Raw genomic sequence first — 21,421 nt, 5'->3', positions numbered from 1 at the left:
GAGTGTTCGGAGTTTTTAATTCTCAATTCTGAACTATTTACCTTTATTCTTTTAACTTTACCCTTTCTTTGCCTATCTTAACCAAGAATTTTATCTCGAATTCAGATGATTTAGCTCTATTTTCATATATTTTTCTACCTCCTGATATTCTTTAACAATTGGCGGGATTAGTTGGGGTATTAACTCAAAATTTTCTTCAACCACCGACATTTCTAATTGCTTACATAATTGGGAAAAATGCTTTGCCCCTAAACTGGCACTACTAGATTTAAGACTATGGGCATTAATTTTAATTTGTTGGTAATTTTGATTTTCTAATCCATTTAGTAAGCCTTGAATCAAACTAGGACTTTCTTCTAAGTAAGTCTGTATTAATTCTGCGAAGACTATGGGAAAATCATCTTCTCCTAACATTTCTTTTAGTTCATTAATTGCTTCTCTGTCTAGTTGCACCATATGATTTTTATCATTCTTTTCTGTTTCAATTTTAGGGTTAATTTCTGAATTAGGATAGGTTTTTCGTAAATTTTTCAGCTTTTCCATTAACTTTTCTACTCTCACGGGTTTAGATAAATAATCATCCATTCCTGCGGCCAGACAAATTTCTCGATCGCCCTCCATGGCATTAGCCGTCATTGCTATGATATGAGGGGGAATGCCTTGAAAATTACTATTAGGAGAATTCCAGAGGGTGCGAATCTGACGAGTAGCTGTCAAACCATCCATTTCAGGCATTTGCACATCCATCAAAATTAAATCATAAGATTGACGATTCAAGGTTTCCATCACCTCCAAACCATTAGCCACCACATCTGCCCGATAACCTAAACGTTTGAGAATGTTAGTAATTACTTTTTGATTAACAATATTGTCTTCCGCTATGAGAATTTTTAACGGGGCAATACCCGCAATATTTTCAAAAGGAGAGGAGAAAGAAGAAGAAAATAAACGAGGATAATTGAGATTTTCTTGACAAACATTAATAAAAATATCTTCTAGCAGAGATTGTTTGATGGGTTTTGTGAGAGTTGCCGCCCAATCCACTTCTTTTAAAGATTTTTGTATCTCTACATTACCGATAGAACTGAGTAAAATCAAGGGTAAATCCTGACAATGGGGTAGTAAACGAATCTGCTTGGCTAAAGTTAAACCATCCATCCCGGGCATTTGCATATCTAACACTGCTAAATCAGGTTTTTGCTCATTTTTGAGGGCTAATAAAGCCTCTCTGCCTGAAGCAGTAATAATGGTTTTCATACCTAAGTTATGACACTGAATCATCAACACTTGACGATTAATCTCATTGTCATCAACAATTAAAATTACTTTATCTTGAAGAATATGGGAATAGGAAGTATTTTCTTGATTGACAAGCCAACTAGATACTTTCGTATTAATAGTAAATGAAAATATCGATCCTAAATCATCTAATGAAGAATTAGGTTGATAATTTAAAGGCGAATCTCCTGCCACAACCCCCTTGCTTTCTACCCACACTTGTCCTCCCATCATTGTAACTAATCTATTACAAATAGCCAGTCCTAATCCTGTACCGCCATAATGTCTGGTAGTAGAAGCATCCACTTGAGAAAAAGGCTTAAATAATTTATCCATGCGACTGTGAGGAATACCAATGCCAGTATCTTTCACAGAAAAAATTAACTCGTATTCAAGGATATTTTCTTTAATGGATTGACGACTAACACCCACAGAAACAACTATTTCTCCCTCATTGGTAAACTTGACGGCATTATTCAACAAATTTACTAATACTTGTCTTAAACGAGTCACATCCCCCATGATGGTTTTGGGTATGTCGGGGGAAATAAAATAAATTAACTCTATACCTTTATTGATTGCTTTTGGGGCTAATAAGTCTAATGATTCTTCGATGACGTTGATAATGGATAGGGGTTGACATTCTAACTCTAATTTGCCTGATTCAATTTTGGAAAAGTCTAAGATGTCATTGATAATAGTTAATAAGCTATCGGCACTGGTGCGAATGATTTCCGCAAATTCTCTTTGCTCATTATTTAAAGGGGTGTCTAATAATAAGCCAGTCATACCAATTACCGCATTCATGGGAGTGCGAATTTCATGACTCATGGTAGCTAAAAATTCACTTTTAGCTTGATTGGCTTTTTCAGCTTGTTCTTTTGCTAACTGTAATTCTTGCTCTGCCCTGATTTTATCACTTATATCGGTTATTGTTCCCACTAATCTGTAAGCCTCCCCTTGAGCATCATTATCTCTTTTTCCTTTAGCTAAAACCCAAACATAATGCCCTTGTTTATGCTTTAAGCGATGGGTATTTTGATATAAGTTTGTTTCTTGATTCAAATAGGCATGAATATCATGTAAATGTTTTTCTAAATCATCTTCATGAATGCGTTTGAGCCATGTTTCTAGGGTTGGGGATAATGGTTCAGATTCATAACCAATTATGCGCATCCAAGCAGGAGAGTAATATACTTCATTCGTGTTTAAGTTCCAATCCCAAATACCATCATTTGTACCAGAAACTGCTAATTCATAACGTTCATCTTTTTCTCTGAGTAAAGATTCGATCGCTTTTTTTTCTTCTATTTCTGCCTGTAGTTGTTTTGTTTTGATGGTTAATTCATTTGTTCTTTCAGTTACTTTTTGTGTCAAATTTTGTTCAGAATCTTTTAGTTGAGCAAATTTTTCTTGTAAAGCCTGAACCATTAATTGATAGTTTTCTGTCAATACTTCTATTTCTACTACATCCGTTTCTTGCCAAAAAATATTTTCATTATTAAATATTTTATCTGGTAAATTTGTGGAAATTTTCCCTAATTTTTCTAATGGTTTAACTAATTTTTTACTAATACTGTCAGAAATAAATAAGGCTATTATTGTAATAAAAAATAAAACTCCTAAAGATTTTATGTATATTATGTTTAACCTTTCTATATAAGGGGTTGTGGATATTTTCACTAATACTTTCCAAGGAGTTTCTTCATTGATGGGGATTTCATAAACATAAAATGATTGACTCCATCTTGTCATAATGGGCATACCGGGATGTATTGGTAGCCATTGAGAAAAACCATTTTCTAAGTTAATAATTTCATAGTCTTTTTCATTGATATTACTAATATTTATATTTCCAGTATTACTAGCAATTATTTTTTGATTGCCATCCAGAATTGAAATTTCAGAAACACTGTCTTGATTCATGAAAATTTCAGAAATATTTTTATTTGTTATAGAAGCATATATAAATCCTTGAAATTGATTATATCGATTAGTAATAGGATAAATTAAAGAAACATGATTATTGAGAAAAATAGAGTCATAATGGATATTAGTAAAATAAAAATTATCTTGTTTTTTTGCCTTAATAAACTCTTCTGTATTAGCTATATTTAAGCCAATTAAGGGTTTTCCATATTGATTTTTATCTGGACTAGAGGCAACTATATTTCCATTGCGATCGCTCACGTATAATAAACTTATATCATCAATTATTCCTCTGGTATTATCCAGTTTTTCTGAAAGTAAATTAAAATCATTAAAAATAGAAGGATTATCTTCTAAATTTTTTACTGCTCTAACGTGAACATTTTGCCAATAAATCATATTCTCTCGCCATTGATAAGCAGTAGTTTTTAAATCCGATATGATAATGCTTTCTATTTCATTAATAGAATTATAGCTATTAATTACAGAAATAATTAGTGTGGGTACGAGTACAAAACTAACAAGTAAATTAAATAAATTTTGTCTAAAAAATAAATTGTGATTTTTTTTATTTATTAGTAATAATTTATTAGGTAAATAAATAGAATAACTGTAAATAAGTGTAGCAATTAAAGCATTAAAAATTCCATTTATTGATTGTTTTAAAATAATTAAAATTGTTCCTGTCAAAGAAACATCAAGAATAAAACCATAAAAAAAAGCAATGAGAGGAATCCCAAGAAAAAGCCAGTAAAGAATATTAATTAAGACTAAATTTTGATTGTAGCGATGATGGAAAAAATAATTAACAAAAATAGCCTCTACAGTAAAAATAATAATTGCATAGGGATGTCCCCATAAAAAATATGTTTCTATACTACTAATAAAACCAGCAATAATTCCCTGTCGAAAACCATAAAAATAAGTAATTATCCAAACAAAAATACTACCAAATATAAAGTCCACCCCAAAAAATAAAGGCAATTTAAAATAATTACCTAAATAAGCTAATATCACAAGAACTATAAGGGCTATATCGATAGTTTTTAGCTTTTTAAGCATGGTTTTATAAAAAGAGATTAATAAAATAAAATTAAGTAGCTAGTATCATTATTAAATTTTTAAATATGTTATTAAACATTTAAGTTATAAGTATTCAATCTTGGCAAGTTTGAATTTATTAATTTTATCAGTTTTTTCTATCAGCTTTTTTCTAATTCCTAATTCCTAACTGTATAGTTATCTTAATTTGATACGGAATTTTTGATGGTGTAAAGTTAAAGATGTCAAATTTTGGTGATAAGTTAATATTTAAAACATTGACTACTTTTGCCAAAACTAATCCCTATGCCATTTTGTCTCCCCTTTGCCCACATCCACAAGGGTAACTCCTTTCTCCTTAAGTAAATCTCGGATGCGATCGCTCTCTTGGTAGTTTTTATTTTGACGTGCTATAGTTCTTTGAGAGATTAAATCTTCAATTTCTTGATCACTAATTTGAGAAGAGACAGAAAGACATTGATCAAACTTCGCTTCTAAACCCAGAACTTGAGCCAAATTAACCAAAGTATGCCATTTAGACTCCAAATCCTCTGAATTTTGACTTATTCTACCTTCATGACTTAATAAATTTCCCTCTTTGCGTAACTCTTTGGCTAACTCAAATAAAACTGCTAAACCCGAAGCAAAATTAAAATCTTGATCTACCGCCCGACAAAAATCATCTTTTACTGAAGGGATTTCTTGAATATCTCCTTCTAATGTCCAATCTAAATCCTTGCCATACTTATAGCCAAAATTTAAACCTTCCATTAAAGTATGCCAACCATTTGTTGCCGCTTCCATCGCCACATCAGTAAAATCAAGAGGTTTACGATAATTCGCCTGAAGAATAAATAAACGCACCGCCATGGGGTCATATTTAGCCAATAAATCCCTAATAGTAATAAAATTACCCAAAGACTTAGACATTTTTTCCCCTTCCACCTTCACCATGCCATTATGTAACCAATAACGAGCCAAAGGTTTACCCGTTACCGCCTCCGATTGGGCTATCTCATTTTCATGGTGAGGAAAAATTAAATCACTTCCCCCCACGTGAATATCAATAGTTTCACCCAAATTATCCCTAACCATCGCCGAACATTCAATATGCCACCCCGGGCGCCCCTTACCCCAAGGAGACTCGAAACTAGGCTCATCAGGTTTAGCACTTTTCCAGAGGGCAAAATCAGAAGACTCCTGCTTAATCTGATCTTGAATATTAACTCTACCACTAGCCCCCGCCTGTAAATCATCTAAGTTTCTTCCAGACAACTTACCATAACCTTTAAACTTACTTACGGAATAATAAACATCCCCTTGAGCCCCATAAGCAAAACCTTTCTCCTCCAATTCCCAAATTAATCTTTTAATTCCATCAAGAGTATGAGTCGCACGAGGATAAGAATCTGCTTTCTGTACATTTAATTTTTCCATATCCTCAAAATAGGCTTGAATAAAACGTTCAGCCACCTCTTCCATGGTTGTATTTTCTGCCTTTGCTCGATTGAGAATCTTGTCATCAATATCCGTAAAATTTTGAATGTATCTAACTTTATAACCTCTCCAAGTTAAATAACGTCTCACTACATCCCAAATGATACAAGTACGAGCATGACCTAAATGACAATAATCATAGGCTGTAATTCCACAGCAGTACATAGTTACTCTTTCTGGATTAGAAGGCTTAAATTCTTCTTCTTGCTTGGTAAGGGTATTATATAAAGTTAAACTCATCGGTTACAAATTATTTATTAATATATATATGAGGGGTAAAAATAGAATTTAATACTCAGTTTCTGGTCATTTGTTTGCTTAAAAACCAGTAAATATTAAACAAGATAAATTAAATCGTTAATAAAATTTTTCTTATGTTCTGGGTATTTTGAACACTTTTAAACCCCTACATAGACTAAATCCAATTATAAAGCAATGATGTATTGCTAACCTCATTTCTTGAGTAGGAATGTTTGATTTGGGCAGGTTTGACAGTTTCGGGTAATAGGTTTCAGATTTACAGCTATTTTCAATTCAAACAACGAATAAATTTAAACTTTTCTCTTGTGAATATAACAAATTATTCCGTAACTCAATGCTAAACAGAGGGCTGCAAAACCGAGAGCAATTAAGTCAACTTTATCATATTTGCTAGTATCAAAAATAATAATTTTTCTTGCCACCGCAATTAAAGCAGTTGTTAAAACTAACTCTAACTGTACAACGTGTTTTCTTAAATAAACAGTTATATTTTCCAATAATTCTAGGGCAATCAAAACATTAAGAAAAAAGCCAAAAATTTCAATTAAAGTAACATTGAAAAAACCAACAGGCTCTTGTACAAATAAATCTTGAGATAAGACTAAAATTAAATCAAAAAGAGAAACAAAGATAACTACGATTAAAGCAATAGAAAGAACCTTAGAGACTAAGTTTTCGGTAATATGAATTAGCTTCATGAAATTTCTATCTTTGAAAAAATCATTCAGCAAAGAAATTATTTTATTTAACATTTGATACTTACTTATTCAAACTGATTTTTAGAAATATATAAACGATTTAAAATAGTATATATTGATTAAAATTTATCACATATAAGACAAAACTTATTTTACATGATTTATCTTTTGTTTCCTTATATTTATTGTTAAAAACTTTACTTTTTTGATGGTAAAGATAAATTACCACCTTAATTCAATTAACTGATAAATGCTCATCCAATATTTACCTAAAACCTGTCACCTAAAATATAAAGTCTCCCTAAAACTAATATTTTTGCTGAATAACTGAGGTTAATATAGTTTTTGAGAAGTAATAATTTAGGGATAAATACGGCTTTTTTTGAGACCATAAACCGCTAAACTGGTAAAAGGGAGATTAGAGGGAAAGTTTTAAGATCGAAAAGAAAATATGAATCAGTATGACGTAATTGTAATTGGTTCGGGTATAGGTGGCTTAGTAACAGCCACTCAGTTAGCCGCAAAAGGAGTAAAAGTTCTGGTGTTAGAGCGTTATCTCATTCCTGGAGGTAGTGCTGGGTATTTCGAGAGTCAGGGTTATCGCTTTGATGTTGGTGCTTCAATGATATTTGGTTTTGGCACTGAAGGCACAACGAATTTGTTAACTCGTGCTTTGGATGCTGTCAATGTGAAAATGGAGACTATCCCTGATCCAGTTCAAATACACTATCATTTACCTAATAATCTCGACTTGAAAGTACATCGAGACTATGATTTATTCTTAGAGGAATTGTATCATTATTTTCCTGAAGAAAAAGAAGGAATTAGAAAGTTTTATGATGAGTGTTGGACTGTTTTTAATGCTCTTAACTCCATGGAATTGCTTTCTTTAGAGGAAATTCGCTACTTAACTCGTGTTTTCTTCCAAAAACCTCTTGCCTGTTTAAGTTTAGTTAAATATTTACCCTTAAATGTCGGTGATGTTGCTCGTAAGTATATCAAAAATCCTGACTTATTAAAATTTATTGATATGGAGTGTTATTGTTGGTCTGTTGTACCTGCTGATTTAACTCCGATGATAAATGCGGGAATGGTGTTTTCTGATCGTCATTATGGTGGAATCAATTATCCTAAAGGTGGGGTGGGCAAAATCGGGGAAACTTTAGCGGAAGGTTTAGAAAAGCTAGGAGGAGAAATTAAATATCAGGCAAGAGTTACAGAAATCATTGTGGAAAACCATCAAGCCATTGGAGTAAGATTGGCGAATGGAAAAGAATATTATGCTCAAAGAATTGTATCGAATGCAACTCGTTGGGATACTTTTGAGAAGTTAATAGATAATAAAAAACCAAGAAAAGAGGTTAAGTGGCAAGAGAATTATCGTCAATCCCCCAGTTTTTTGAGTTTACACTTGGGAGTTGAAGCTAAAGTGTTAGAGAATAATCCTGAATGTCATCATATTATTTTAGAGGATTGGAACAACTTAGAAGCTGAACAGGGAACTATTTTTGTTTCTATTCCAACCCTCCTCGATCGCAGTTTAGCACCATCGGGCTACCATATTATTCATACTTTTACCCCTAGTTCGATGGATTATTGGCAAGGATTAACTCCGAAACAATATGAATTCAAGAAAGAGGAAGCGGCAGGGCGTTTAATTGAACGTTTAGAAAAGATTTTCCCCGGTTTGGATGCAGGGTTAGACTATATGGAAATTGGCACTCCTCGCACTCATCGACGCTTTTTAGGAAGAATTAACGGCACTTATGGACCTATTCCTGCTCGTCGTCTTTTAGGTTTATTATCAATGCCATTTAATCGTACTGCTATTAAAAATTTATATTGCGTGGGAGATAGTACATTTCCGGGGCAGGGTTTAAATGCGGTTGCGTTTTCTGGTTTCAGTTGCGCTCATCGTATTGCCGTAGATTTGGGATATTAGAATTAGGGGTTGATAAATTCAGCTATGATTTATTTTTAGTTTAGATCGGAAATGGGTAAGGTACAAAAGTCAAGAGACAAGAGGTAAACCTCCTTTTATTCCTTCTATTTAGGGTAAAAGGTAAAGGTGAATAGTTGATAATTAATAATTTCTAACTCTTAACTGTTAACTCCTAACTCATTACTTGTTTCTCCCTAATACCTTAACACCCCAACGCCCCAACATCTGAAACCTGACACCTCTTTACTAACTCCCCACTCTGAAGCCGACTACTCAGGTTAAAATGAAACTATTTTCTATGGATTATTTCTTTAATGGACTTATTAGAATATCAAGCTAAAGAATTATTTTCCCAAGTTGGTATCCCTGTATTACCTTCTCAGTCAATTGCTGACCCTAGTGAATTAAAAAATTTACATATTCATTACCCCATCGTCTTAAAATCTCAAGTTTTAGTCAGTGGTAGGGCTAAGTTTGGAGGTGTACGTTTTGTTGAGAATACCATAGATGCGATCGCAGTTGCTCAATCTTTATTTAATTTATCCATAGAAGGAGAGTATCCCAAAGTAATTCTGGCAGAGAGTCGCTATGATGTAGAAAATGAGATATTTTTGGGGATTATGTTTGATTATGTCCTTAAAAAACCTGTTTTAATGGGTTCTTCTCAGGGGGGGATTAACGTTGAAATCCTTTTAGATAATTTGCAAACTTGTGTGATTGAAGAGGAGTTTTTGCCATTCCATGCTCGTCATTTAGTTATGAAAATGAATCTGAAAAAAAAAGCGATCGCACCAGTCACCGCTATTATTGAAAAAATGTATGATTTATTCATCCAAAATGATCTTGATATTATCGAAATTAATCCTCTTGGGGTGAAAAACAACGGTGAAGTAATGGCACTAGATGGCAAAATTAGAATTAACGATGAAAGTTTAAATAGACACCCTAATTTATTAAAATATCTAAGTAACGATCAATTTTTGCATATTGCCTATTCTTGTTTAGATATTAATAATAAAAGTGATATTGCCATTATTTCTGATAGCATTGATGAAGCTATTTTTATTTTAAATAACTTAGAACATAAAAATATTTTTACTCAAAAATTATATATTTTGCATAACAAAAACCAACAATTTTGGCAGTCTAATATAAATCAATTCTTTAGACAAATTCTTGAAAATACATCAATAAAAAAAGTAATAATTGCCCATTCTAATCAAGATAATTTCATTGATGCTTTAATCGGAGAAATCAAAAAATCTCATCAAGAAGAAATTAACCACAAAGAGTTAATATCTCAAGATAGAGAGGAAAGACCAACTGGTACTCGCCTATGGAATGAAACACCAAAAGCAAAACAAAAAACCAATAGTTTATATAGATATATTCAATGGTCTATCAGAACCCTATCACCCCATTTATTTTCAGAGCCAGAATCTTTAAATCTATTACCCATTAAAATAAATAGTAATTTGGATAAAAGTTTACAAATAATCTTTAAAGATTAAATTATTCGTGCTAGTTTAATTTAAGTTGCTCTTCTAGGATTAGTACGGAAAATTACTACAAAATAATTAGTAAAAACTTTAACTGACAAGGGGCTTTGCTTATATGAAAAATGCAATTGTCATAAGTTAAAAATTTTAACTCAACCTAAAACCTAACCCCTTTTTTTGGAATGATTTATCATACCTAAAGTAAAAAAGCCATTTAAGCTACACCTTGCATTAATTACTAATTGCTAATTACTAACTGTTAATTGATTAACCTGCCGCTTGTAATCTAGCTTTTGCTTTTTTCAATTGTTGAGTAGCTTTAATTTGCTCACGGCGATCGCCTTTTGCGGTGGCTTGATCTAACACTGTTTGAGCTTCATTGACTGCAATTTGAGCTTGTTCTTTATCAATAGTTTCTCCTAATTGAGCACCATTAACCAAAACCTTAATCTCATTGTGTTCAACTTCTGCAAAACCACCCATAACAGCAATGGATTTCCATTCTTTATTATCAGGACGTACACGCATAACACCTATATCAAGGCTAGTCAACAGGGGAGCGTGATCTGTTAAAATACCCAACTGTCCGGTACTGCTAGGAAGAATTACCTCTTGAGCAGTTTGATCCCAAACAATTTTATCGGGAGTAATTACTCTTACCGTTAAAGTCATAATTCAAAGATAAATTAAATATTTAATAGCCTTATGTTTATAGATAACCTGAATTCGATATAAAATTTCTAATGGTGTAAAGGTGTCAGGTGTCAGATGTTAGGTGTCAGGTTAAGAAATTCACGAAAAGTATATTTTAATTGATTCTTTGATTGAATAATCAAGATTTCTGAAAATGTTTACCCGATACCTGTTACTCGATACCCGAAACCTGCCTAAATACCATATATTTGTATCGAAATGAGGTAAATAAATATAGTAGAGATGCAGTCACACACCTCTACAGATTCTTAAGGGTTTTAGCCTTTCATTTTTTCAGCTTTAGCCATCGCCTCATCAATGTTTCCTACCATGTAGAAAGCCTGTTCAGGTAAATCATCTAATTCACCAGAGAGGATTTTTTGGAAACCTTTGATAGTATCTTCTAAAGAAACATATTTACCCGGGCTACCAGTGAATACTTCTGCAACGAAGAAAGGTTGAGATAAGAAACGCTCAATTTTACGAGCGCGATCAACCACTAAACGATCTTCTTCAGATAATTCGTCTAAACCGAGAATGGCAATAATATCTTGTAACTCTTTATAACGTTGTAAAGTAGCCTGTACCGCACGAGCAGTGTTATAGTGTTCTTCACCAACGATGTTGGGTTGCAACATGGTGCTAGTAGAACCTAAAGGATCAACCGCAGGATAAATACCTTTAGCCGCTAAGTTACGAGACAATACTGTAGTACCATCTAAGTGAGCGAAGGTAGTAGCAGGAGCAGGGTCAGTTAAGTCGTCCGCAGGAACATAAACTGCTTGAATCGAGGTAATAGAACCTTCTTTAGTGGAGGTAATACGCTCTTGTAAGTCACCCACATCAGTACCGAGGGTGGGCTGATAACCTACCGCAGAGGGCATTCTACCTAATAACGCAGATACTTCCGCACCAGCTTGAACGAAACGGAAAATGTTGTCGATAAATAGTAATACGTCTTGTTTGTTAACATCACGGAAATATTCCGCCATAGTTAAAGCAGATAAACCCACGCGCATTCTAGCTCCGGGGGGTTCATTCATCTGACCATAAACAAGAGCAATTTTGGAATTTTCAGGATTATCAGGATCGATAACCTTAGATTCAATCATTTCGTTGTAGAGGTCATTTCCTTCACGGGTACGCTCACCTACACCACCAAATACAGATACACCACCGTGTTGAATAGCGATGTTGTTGATTAATTCCATCATAATAACGGTTTTACCAACACCAGCACCACCGAATAGACCGATTTTACCACCTTGACGATAGGGGGTTAATAAGTCCACAACTTTAATACCAGTTTCAAAAACGGTAGGTTTGGTATCTAAATCTGTTAAAGCAGGAGCTTTACGGTGAATGGGGAAAGTTTCGGAGGTATTTACGTCACCTTTATTATCAACGGGTTCACCTAAAACGTTGAAGATACGTCCTAAAGTTGCTTTACCAACGGGAACGCTGATAGGTGCACCAGTGTCAACAATTTCCATTCCTCTGACTAGACCATCGGTAGTACTCATGGATACTGCACGAACTTGGTTATCGCCGAGAAGTTGTTGTACTTCACAGGTAACTGCTACTTTTTCACCTGCGGAATTAGTACCTTCAACACGAAGGGCATTATAAATACGGGGAAGACTGCCACTAGGAAATTCAGCGTCAACCACCGGTCCAATAATCTGGGTGATTTTACCGACGTTTGTTTTTTCTTGTACTGCAACCATGCTGATTTAGTTTTAATTTACCTTAAGTAAATGTTAATTTATAATAAAATTTGCCACTTTCAAGATTATCATGGACTGGATCAAATTTGACAAGGGATTCCTAATTAACCGTTCATGAAAAAATGGGTTTGTGAACCTCGGAATAAAGAATATTATCCTTTAAGTTGCGATCGCTTTTTGATATATCTTTTTGATAGAGTGTAAAATTTGTTTTGGAATAGACTTATTATCTCCATTGGGTTCTAAATCTTGCAGACGACTCAAGAGTTTTGCTTCCTGAATATCAATATCACCATCACTGTAAACTAAAGCACTAATTGCTTCAAGTAACTTTTGATAATCTTCTGTTTTAGGACTGCTACCAAGATAATCTTCTAGCCATTGATAACATTCTTGAGCATTTATGGGTTTAATTTCCGAGAGGAGAGACTTTATTTCTGGATCATTTTCTAGGTGATTTTCGGTGACAACTTTTTTTAAATATTCCCTTTCTTCTGCCTGAATTACCCCATCAATCCAAGCCGCACCCACTAGAATCTTAATTAGTAACTTAGTTTTATTCTCCTTACTCATTTAAACTTCTCCTTTAATTAGTTTTGCTATGAAAAATCCATCCATATTGTCATCAGGAGGAAATATTTTGATCATTCCCTTTGATGGTAGCGAATAATTATCAAGGAAATTATTATTTTTTGTGTCCAACTGCCATTGAGGATTGTTTGCTAAAAATTCGATGACTATATTTTCGTTTTCTTTTTGATTAAGAGTACAAGTGGCATAAACTAAAGTACCGCCATTTTTTACCCATTTACTGGCATTGGTTAAGATTTTCTGCTGTAATCTAGTTAACTTTTCTATCTCCTCTGGTTTTTTACGCCAACGAATATCAGGATTTGTGTGTAATGTGCCTAAACCTGAACAAGGTACATCTACCAAAACTCTATCCGCTTGATTTTCCCATTCTGTTAACTCACTACTATCTCCTTCTTTTACTTCAATACAAGTTAACCCCAACCTCGTGGCATTTTCCTTGATTTTTTCGAGACGTTTAGCATAGGTGTCTATGGCAATAACTTTACCTTTATCTCCCATTAACTCAGCGATATGGGTGGTTTTCCCACCGGGGGCGGCACAGGCATCAATAATCATCTCTCCTGCTTGGGGATTGAGCAAATGAGTTACTAACTGCGCACTTGCATCTTGAATAGTAAATAATCCTTGTTTAAACTCTTCTAAATTACTTATATTTCCTACCGCTTTTTTTAGCCTTAAACCTTGAGTCTCTTTTAAGTAAAATGTTTCTATATTATTTTCTAACAGCTTCTCTTGCAGATTTTCTCTGTTTATTTTGATAATATTTGTTCTTAAATCGATATAATGAGTATTATTAAACCAGTCTAAAAGTGCCTCTGTTTTTTGATAATTAAATTGATTAATAAAGAGTTTAACAATCCAATCAGGAAAACTATACTTGACTCCTAAATAGGCAATTTTATCGGAAGGTAAAATCAAAGGATCACTATCTGCACTTTGACGCAAGTATGATCTCAATATACCATTAACCACTCCCGATATTTTTCCTAAGCCGTTTTTTTTCGCCAATTCTACGCTAGTATTGACTGCCGCCGAGGGAGGAATTTTATCGAGATAACGTATTTGATATAATCCTAATTGCAGAATAATTCTCAGTTTTAAAGGTTGTTGAGCGGCTTTTTTACTGGCAAACTGATTGATAATACTATCTAATGTTCTTTTTCTCCTCACTATACCATATACTAATTCAGATACTAAGGCGCGATCCTGAAAGGATCTGCTATGCAACCCGCTTCTTGAGAGGGAATTATTTTTCAAAACCCGATCTAAAGCAATATCGGTATAAGCATGATTTTGATAAACATCTTCTAAAGCCTGAAACGCTACTTGACGGGGATTATTTGACATTATACTCAGTAAGGGAATAAAAAATAATGGTGAGGGAATGGGCAAGGGGCAAAGGGCAAACCCCCTAATACCCCAATACCCCATTACTTATCACTTAAAATTAGCGATCGACAGATCCCATAATGACATCAATACTACCGAGGATTGCCATAATATCAGCGACTTTCACACCTCTAAGCAGTTCAGGTAGAATCTGTAAATTGTTGAAATCAGGGGCTCTAATTTTGAAACGCCAGGGGAAAACATCATCATTACCAACAATAAATACTCCTAACTCACCCTTACCGCTTTCCATGCGCACATAATGCTCTCCAGCAGGTATTTTAAAAGTAGGAGGTACTTTTTTGGCAATGTATTGATATTCAAAATCATTCCATTTTGATTTCTTGCCTTCCTGTAGCCTTTTTGCTTCCAAGTTTTCGTAAGGACCACCGGGTAAACCTTTCAATGCTTGACGGATGATTTTAACAGATTCGCGCATTTCACGGATACGCACTAAATAACGGGCAAAACAATCCCCTGCGGTTTCCCACTGCACATCCCAATCAAAGTCGTCATAACATTCATAGCGATCGACCTTGCGTAAATCCCATTTTACCCCAGAACCGCGCAACATAGGACCAGATAAACTCCAGTTGATAGCTTGTTCACGGGTAATCACTCCTACTCCTTCCACCCGTTTACGGAAAATAGGGTTATTGGTGATTAGCTTTTCATACTCATCCACTTTGGGTAAGAAATAATCACAAAAATCTTCGCATTTGTCAACCCAACCATAGGGCAAATCTACCGCAACCCCACCGATACGGAAATAGTTATTATTGATTAAGCGCATTCCTGTAGCCGCTTCCCAGAGATCATAAATCATCTCTCTTTCACGGAAAATATAGAAAAAGGGAGTTTGTGCTCCAACATCTGCTAGAAAAGGCCCAAGCCAAAGAAGATGATTTGCAATGCGATTCAACTCTAGCATAATCACTCGGATATATTGCGCCCGTTTGGGTACTTCAATATCTGCCAATTTTTCAGGTGCGTTAACAGTAATGGCTTCGTTAAACATCCCCGCCGCATAATCCCAACGGCTTACATAAGGCACAAACATAACGTTAGTGCGATTTTCGGCAATTTTCTCCATGCCTCGATGTAAGTAACCGATTACAGGTTCACAGTCGATTACGTCTTCTCCATCTAGGGTGACAATGAGCCTCAAAACCCCGTGCATTGAGGGATGATGAGGACCCATGTTCAACACCATAGGTTCAGTTCTAGTTTCTATTTTTGCCATGAGAACTATAATTTCTAGTTTATTCTATATAATAACTTTTATGGTGAAAGAAGTCTTTGGTTGGTTAATTTTAAGCTAGAAATAGCTAATGTGCCTAAATTCTAATTGATTATTATAGGGGTTATATATGGTGTAAGTACTTTGATCAAAATTTTTATTTACTCTGCCAATACCTACCAGATTTTTATTTTTGGTTTCTTGAGTTTGAGTCGTGAAAATACCCTCTAGTGTCGTTACCGTTGATTTTATGAAACCTGTTTCTAATTGATAATAAAAAGTGAGATGCGATCGCACACTCAACATATAATTAACATTAACCCGATTAATAAGATCTAACAATATGACTAAAAATTAATGGGCAGTTATTGTATCAATTATTCATTAACTATTGACTAACAAGGCATTCTTTAAGTTTAGTTTTTAATTGATTTTCGTCAATATTTCTACCTATCATTACTAACTGGTTTTTAGGATTTGTTTGCCATTCCTCTGTATCAATATCGTATCTTTTACCGCTTAATTGAAAAATGTGTTTTAATTGACTTTCAGCAAACCATAAAATTCCCTTTGCTCTATACACCTGACTCATGATATTATCGGTAATAAAGTTCTGAAATTTATCTACATTAAAAGGGCGATCGCACTCAAAAGAAATAGAAATAAAACCATCAATTTCTAAATGATGGGAATGGTGATGATCATGATCGTGATTATGATGGTGATGATGTTGTTTTTGTTTTGATTGTTCAAGACTGTAATTATTAGGGTTATGACTATTAATATCTAAGATAAGAGGTAAAGGTACTTTTCCATATTGAGAACATAAAATATTTGCTCTATTTTTAATACATAAAATGTCCTCTTCTAATTGTTTAATTTTGGTTTCTGAAACTAAATCAACCTTATTTAAAATAATAATATCGCCGTAAATAATTTGTTTAAAAGCCGCTTCACTATCAAAATGTTCGGAGGTAAAATTATCCGCATCAATTAAAGTTAATACAGAGTCAAGACGAATTAAATCTCTTAATTCTGGACTCAAAAAAGTTAAAATAATGGGGAGAGGATCGGCAACTCCTGTGGTTTCTACTATTAAATAATCAATTTTTTTATCACTTTCTAAAACTTGGAAAACTGTGTCCATTAAATCATCATTTATAGTGCAACAAATACAACCATTATTGAGACTTACCATATTTTCTTCTACAGATATTAACAACTGACTATCGATGTCAATATCACCAAATTCATTAACTAAAATCGCAACTTTTAAATCCTGATTATTAGTCAAAATATGGTTTAATAAAGTGGTTTTACCACTACCTAAAAACCCCGTAATAATAGTGACGGGTAAACCTCTTTTCGGTAAAATTAAACTATCCATAAATATAAGAATGCAAAAGATATAGTAATAATTATCACAGGCAAAATGCCTGTTTCACTTTAATACCTTAGCCTACCGCCATTAACTGTTAAAAGTAGGACGATGCTGAATTAAATTCATAAACTCCTGACGGGTTTTGGCATCATCATTAAATACCCCACGTAATGCACTTGTTGAAGTCCAAGAACCGGGTTTTTGCACTCCCCGCATTACCATACACATATGAGTTGCTTCGATAACCACCGCTACCCCTTGAGGTTGCAATAAACCTTGTAAAGCATCGGCAATTTGAGCGGTTAAACGTTCTTGCACTTGCAATCTTCTAGCATACATTTCGCAAATACGAGCAATTTTCGATAAACCAATGACTTTGCCATTAGGAATATAAGCAACGTGCGCCCTACCTAAAATCGGTAGTATATGATGCTCACAAGAGCTAAATAAGTCAATATCTCTCACTAACACCATTTCATTCGCATTTTCATGGAATACTGCACCATTTAGCAATTCATCAAGGGATTGACTATAACCAGAGGTGAGAAATTTCAAGGCTTTTACCACTCTTTTAGGGGTGTCTTTTAATCCTTCTCTGTCGGGATTTTCCCCTAAACCTAGTAACAATGTTCTAACAGCTTGAATCATATCCGCTTCTGTTACGGGAGGCTGTGATTCTGTGATGAGGTTAGGTAAGCCATGATTCTGGTTAGCAGAATTGATAATGGAAGATTCTGTATATGTCATATTATTTGCTGATGAGACTCTTTAAAATGATAATCGTTATCATTTATTTTGACAAGAGGCTATGAGTGTATATTTTTAAATTAAATCTATGAGATGGGTTCTAGGCAGAAGATTCAGATGGGATTGCACCTACAATAAAAAGTCATCAAACTTCAATGAATGAGATAAAAATAATTAAAATTAACCAGTAGGGTGGGCAATGCCCACCATCAGAATAAATTACACAAAATAATCCTGTAAAGCCTTAACCTGTAAAGGTTCTGACTGAAGCGATCGAATCGCTTCCACTGTTGCCCTTGCTCCTGCAATAGTTGTAATAATCGGTAACTTGTAATCTAAAGCCGCCCGACGAATTTTACGCCCATCGGTTTGGGTTTCCTCCTCATTGCTAGGAGTATTGATAATAAACTGAATTTGCTTATTTTTAATCAAGTCCACTACATGGGGACGACCTTCATGGAGTTTTAAGACTAAATCCACATCCTTCACCCCATTTTCTAACAGGGTTTGACGAGTCCCGGAAGTCGCCACAATCTTGAAACCTAGAGCTTGTAAGTCTTTTGCCACAGATACGATCGCACCTTTGTCTCGATTATTCATGGAAATAAAGACCGTTCCAGTGGTATCAAGAATTACACCTGCACCGATTTCCGCTTTAGCGAAGGCTTTACCAAAATCGCTATCAATGCCCATTACCTCGCCTGTACTACGCATTTCAGGACCTAATAAGGTATCCGTACCGGGGAACTTGCTGAAGGGCAATACAGCCTCTTTAACTGCCACATGACGAGGGATTATCTCTTCGGTTACGTCCAATTCTGCAAGGGTTTTACCAGACATGATGAGGGAAGCAACTTTGGCTAAAGGTCTGCCTGTCGCTTTAGAAACATACGGCACAGTACGAGACGCACGAGGATTCGCTTCGAGGATATAGACGGTTTCTCCTTGTACGGCATATTGGATGTTCATTAAGCCGATTACTTGCAAGGATTTAGCTAATTTGACGGTTGCAGTGCGAATGATGCTTAAAACATCATCGGAGAGGGAAGTATAAGGAATCGAACAAGCGGAATCCCCAGAATGCACCCCTGCTTCCTCGATATGCTCCATGATACCACCAATGACCACCTGTCCAGTATGATCTGCGATCGCATCTACGTCAACCTCAATGGCATTTTCGAGGAATTTATCGATTAAAATAGGATGGTCAGGCTCAACATCTACCGCATAGGTCATATAATGTTCTAATTCCTGCTCATTATAAACGATACGCATAGCTCTGCCTCCGAGTACATAGGAAGGACGCACAACCACAGGATAACTGATGCGATTAGCAACGGCTAAAGCCTCTTCAAAACTGCGCGCGATACCGTTGGGAGGTTGTTTGATGTCTAACTCCTTCAGGATTGCCTCGAATTTCTCTCTATCTTCGGCGGTGTCGATGGAATCGGGAGAAGTTCCCCAAATTTTGGTTTTAACGGTAGTATCAGGATGTGCGAGGTAGTTTTTCAAAGGTACAGCTAATTTTAAGGGAGTTTGTCCCCCAAATTGAATAATTACACCATCAGGATTCTCCGCTTCGATGATATTTAAGACATCTTCTTTAGTTAAAGGCTCAAAATAAAGGCGATCGCTTGTATCATAATCAGTGGAAACAGTTTCAGGATTGGAGTTAACCATAATTGTTTCATAACCTGCATCTGATAAAGCAAAAGCCGCATGACAACAACAATAATCAAATTCTATACCCTGTCCGATACGATTAGGGCCTCCGCCTAAAATCATTACTTTCGGTTTATCGGTGATATTGTTTTCACTTTCCCCTGATTCATAGGTAGAGTAATAGTACGGGGTAAAGGCTTCAAACTCGGCGGCACAAGTATCCACTAATTTATAAACAGGGGTGATACCTAACGATTTACGATATGCTCTTACTTCATCTTCTGTTGTCTTGGTCGCAAAAGCAACTTGGCGATCGCTGAATCCATGTTGTTTAATGGTAAGCATATCATCAGCTTTAATGTCTTTTAAAGAAGTCCGCTTCATAAACTTCTCTATCTCCACTAATGACTGCATTTTATCCAAAAACCAAGGGTCGATCGCAGTTAACTCGAACACTTGTTCTACACTCATCCCCAATTTAAAGGCATGGTAAACACTAAAAATCCTTTCAGGGTTAGGGGTGCGTAAATGGGAGCTAATTTGAGAGAGAGTGGGTAAAGTCTCGTTTTTATCACAACCAAAGCCATAACGCCCTGTTTCTAAAGATCTTAACGCTTTTTGGAAAGATTCACAGAAAGTACGCCCGATAGCCATTGCCTCTCCCACAGACTTCATTTGTGTAGTTAAAATGGGTTCAGCACCGGGGAATTTTTCAAAGGCAAAACGAGGAATTTTGGTCACTACATAATCAATGGTAGGCTCAAAAGAAGCAGGAGTTTTCTGGGTAATATCATTGGAAATCTCATCAAGGGTATAACCTACCGCTAATTTTGCCGCAAATTTAGCAATGGGGAAACCTGTCGCTTTTGATGCCAATGCTGAGGAACGAGATACACGGGGATTCATCTCAATTACAATCACTTCCCCATTAACAGGATTAACGGAAAACTGAATATTAGAACCTCCTGTTTCTACCCCAATCTCTCGGATAATAGCTTTAGCGTAGTCTCTTAATCTTTGATATTCTTTATCAGTTAAAGTTTGAGCAGGGGCAACGGTGATAGAATCTCCAGTATGTACCCCCATCGGATCAATATTTTCGATCGAACAGATAATAACCACATTATCCGCTAAATCGCGCATTACTTCCAACTCGTATTCCTTCCAACCGATGAGAGATTTTTCTACCAAAATCTGCGACACGGGAGAAGCATCAATCCCAAACTTTGCCATTTCCTCATATTCTTCTTGGTTATAGGCAATACCGCCACCAGTACCGCCCATAGTGAATGCAGGACGTATAATTAAAGGATAAGAACCAATTTCTTCCGCTACGGCTTTAGCTTCTTCCCAGTTACTAGCAATCCCTGAAGGGCATACAGGCACACCGATACGAGCCATCGCTTCTTTGAATAATTCCCTATCTTCTGCCATTTTGATAGCAGGTAATTTCGCCCCAATTAACTCTACTCCGTATTTATTCAATACTCCTGATTCTGCTAAAGCAACAGCAGTATTGAGGGCAGTTTGTCCTCCCATTGTGGGTAATAATGCGTCAGGTCTTTCTTTGGCGATGACTTTCTCGACTATTTCGGGGGTAATGGGTTCTATATAGGTACGTTCTGCCGTTTCGGGATCAGTCATAATAGTAGCAGGGTTGGAGTTAACTAAAACTACTTCATAACCTTCCTCTCGTAGCGCTTTACAGGCTTGTGTACCAGAATAGTCAAATTCACAGGCTTGTCCAATAATAATAGGTCCTGAACCTAATAGTAATATTTTATTTATATCTTCACGACGTGGCATAGATTTTACGGCTTAACAATATTCAATTTTATACATC

General features: G+C 35.3%; 14 protein-coding genes. 2 read left to right on the top strand and 12 right to left on the bottom strand.

The genetic code is table 11. From position 1 onward, the window contains the following. Positions 1–90: 90 nt before the first annotated feature. The 3 genes from Dongsha4_RS07635 to Dongsha4_RS07625 all read right to left on the bottom strand — a co-directional run bounded on the left by Dongsha4_RS07635 (position 91) and on the right by Dongsha4_RS07625 (position 6,758). Positions 91–4,269, bottom strand: coding sequence for a response regulator (locus tag Dongsha4_RS07635; RefSeq protein WP_330205084.1), 4,179 nt, complete (start codon positions 4,267–4,269; stop codon positions 91–93). A gap of 276 nt (positions 4,270–4,545) precedes the next feature. Beyond that, complete coding sequence (cysS, locus tag Dongsha4_RS07630) at positions 4,546–5,985, bottom strand: cysteine--tRNA ligase (protein ID WP_330205083.1); 1,440 nt, start codon at positions 5,983–5,985, stop codon at positions 4,546–4,548. A 311-nt stretch (positions 5,986–6,296) separates the two neighbouring features. After that, a complete protein-coding gene (locus Dongsha4_RS07625) occupies positions 6,297–6,758 on the bottom strand; it encodes a phosphate-starvation-inducible PsiE family protein (RefSeq protein WP_330205082.1) in 462 nt (153 codons plus the stop codon). A 397-nt stretch (positions 6,759–7,155) separates the two neighbouring features. On the opposite strand from Dongsha4_RS07625, the gene crtH reads away from it, so the two are divergent. Then, entirely contained in the window at positions 7,156–8,646 is a 1,491-nt protein-coding gene (crtH, locus tag Dongsha4_RS07620) for a carotenoid isomerase (RefSeq protein ID WP_330205081.1), read from the top strand. 314 nt (positions 8,647–8,960) lie between these two features. Next, entirely contained in the window at positions 8,961–10,157 is a 1,197-nt protein-coding gene (locus tag Dongsha4_RS07615) for an ATP-grasp domain-containing protein (RefSeq protein ID WP_330205080.1), read from the top strand. A gap of 255 nt (positions 10,158–10,412) precedes the next feature. On the opposite strand, the gene atpC is transcribed toward Dongsha4_RS07615, so the two are convergent. From atpC to carB, 9 genes are all read right to left on the bottom strand, one after another. After that, positions 10,413–10,817 (bottom strand): ATP synthase F1 subunit epsilon, encoded by a 405-nt coding sequence (gene atpC, locus Dongsha4_RS07610; protein ID WP_330205079.1) that lies wholly within the window; start codon positions 10,815–10,817, stop codon positions 10,413–10,415. A gap of 299 nt (positions 10,818–11,116) precedes the next feature. Further along, on the bottom strand, positions 11,117–12,565 hold the full coding sequence (gene atpD, locus Dongsha4_RS07605) for a F0F1 ATP synthase subunit beta (protein WP_330205078.1): 1,449 nt from the start codon (positions 12,563–12,565) through the stop codon (positions 11,117–11,119). Positions 12,566–12,724: 159 nt separating this feature from the next. Then, positions 12,725–13,138 carry a TerB family tellurite resistance protein gene (locus tag Dongsha4_RS07600; RefSeq protein ID WP_330205077.1) on the bottom strand — a complete coding sequence of 138 codons (414 nt, stop codon included), beginning with the start codon at positions 13,136–13,138 and terminating at the stop codon, positions 12,725–12,727. After that, positions 13,139–14,506, bottom strand: a complete 1,368-nt coding sequence (locus Dongsha4_RS07595) for a 16S rRNA (cytosine(967)-C(5))-methyltransferase (RefSeq protein WP_330205076.1) — start codon at positions 14,504–14,506, stop codon at positions 13,139–13,141. A 100-nt stretch (positions 14,507–14,606) separates the two neighbouring features. Further along, positions 14,607–15,791, bottom strand: coding sequence for an NAD(P)H-quinone oxidoreductase subunit H (locus Dongsha4_RS07590; protein WP_330205075.1), 1,185 nt, complete (start codon positions 15,789–15,791; stop codon positions 14,607–14,609). Between the two features lie 75 nt (positions 15,792–15,866). Then, positions 15,867–16,130, bottom strand: coding sequence for a hypothetical protein (locus Dongsha4_RS07585; protein ID WP_330205074.1), 264 nt, complete (start codon positions 16,128–16,130; stop codon positions 15,867–15,869). 46 nt (positions 16,131–16,176) lie between these two features. Then, a complete protein-coding gene (locus Dongsha4_RS07580; RefSeq protein WP_330205073.1) occupies positions 16,177–17,175 on the bottom strand; it encodes a GTP-binding protein in 999 nt (332 codons plus the stop codon). A gap of 81 nt (positions 17,176–17,256) precedes the next feature. Then, positions 17,257–17,916 (bottom strand): GTP cyclohydrolase I FolE, encoded by a 660-nt coding sequence (gene folE, locus Dongsha4_RS07575; RefSeq protein WP_330205072.1) that lies wholly within the window; start codon positions 17,914–17,916, stop codon positions 17,257–17,259. A gap of 219 nt (positions 17,917–18,135) precedes the next feature. Continuing rightward, entirely contained in the window at positions 18,136–21,384 is a 3,249-nt protein-coding gene (carB, locus tag Dongsha4_RS07570; RefSeq protein ID WP_330205071.1) for a carbamoyl-phosphate synthase large subunit, read from the bottom strand. Between the last annotated feature and the right edge of the window lie 37 nt (positions 21,385–21,421).

Origin of the sequence: Cyanobacterium sp. Dongsha4 (assembly GCF_036345015.1) — a bacterium.
GTDB lineage: Bacteria > Cyanobacteriota > Cyanobacteriia > Cyanobacteriales > Cyanobacteriaceae > PCC-10605.
This window is presented reverse-complemented; position numbering and strand designations above follow the sequence as displayed.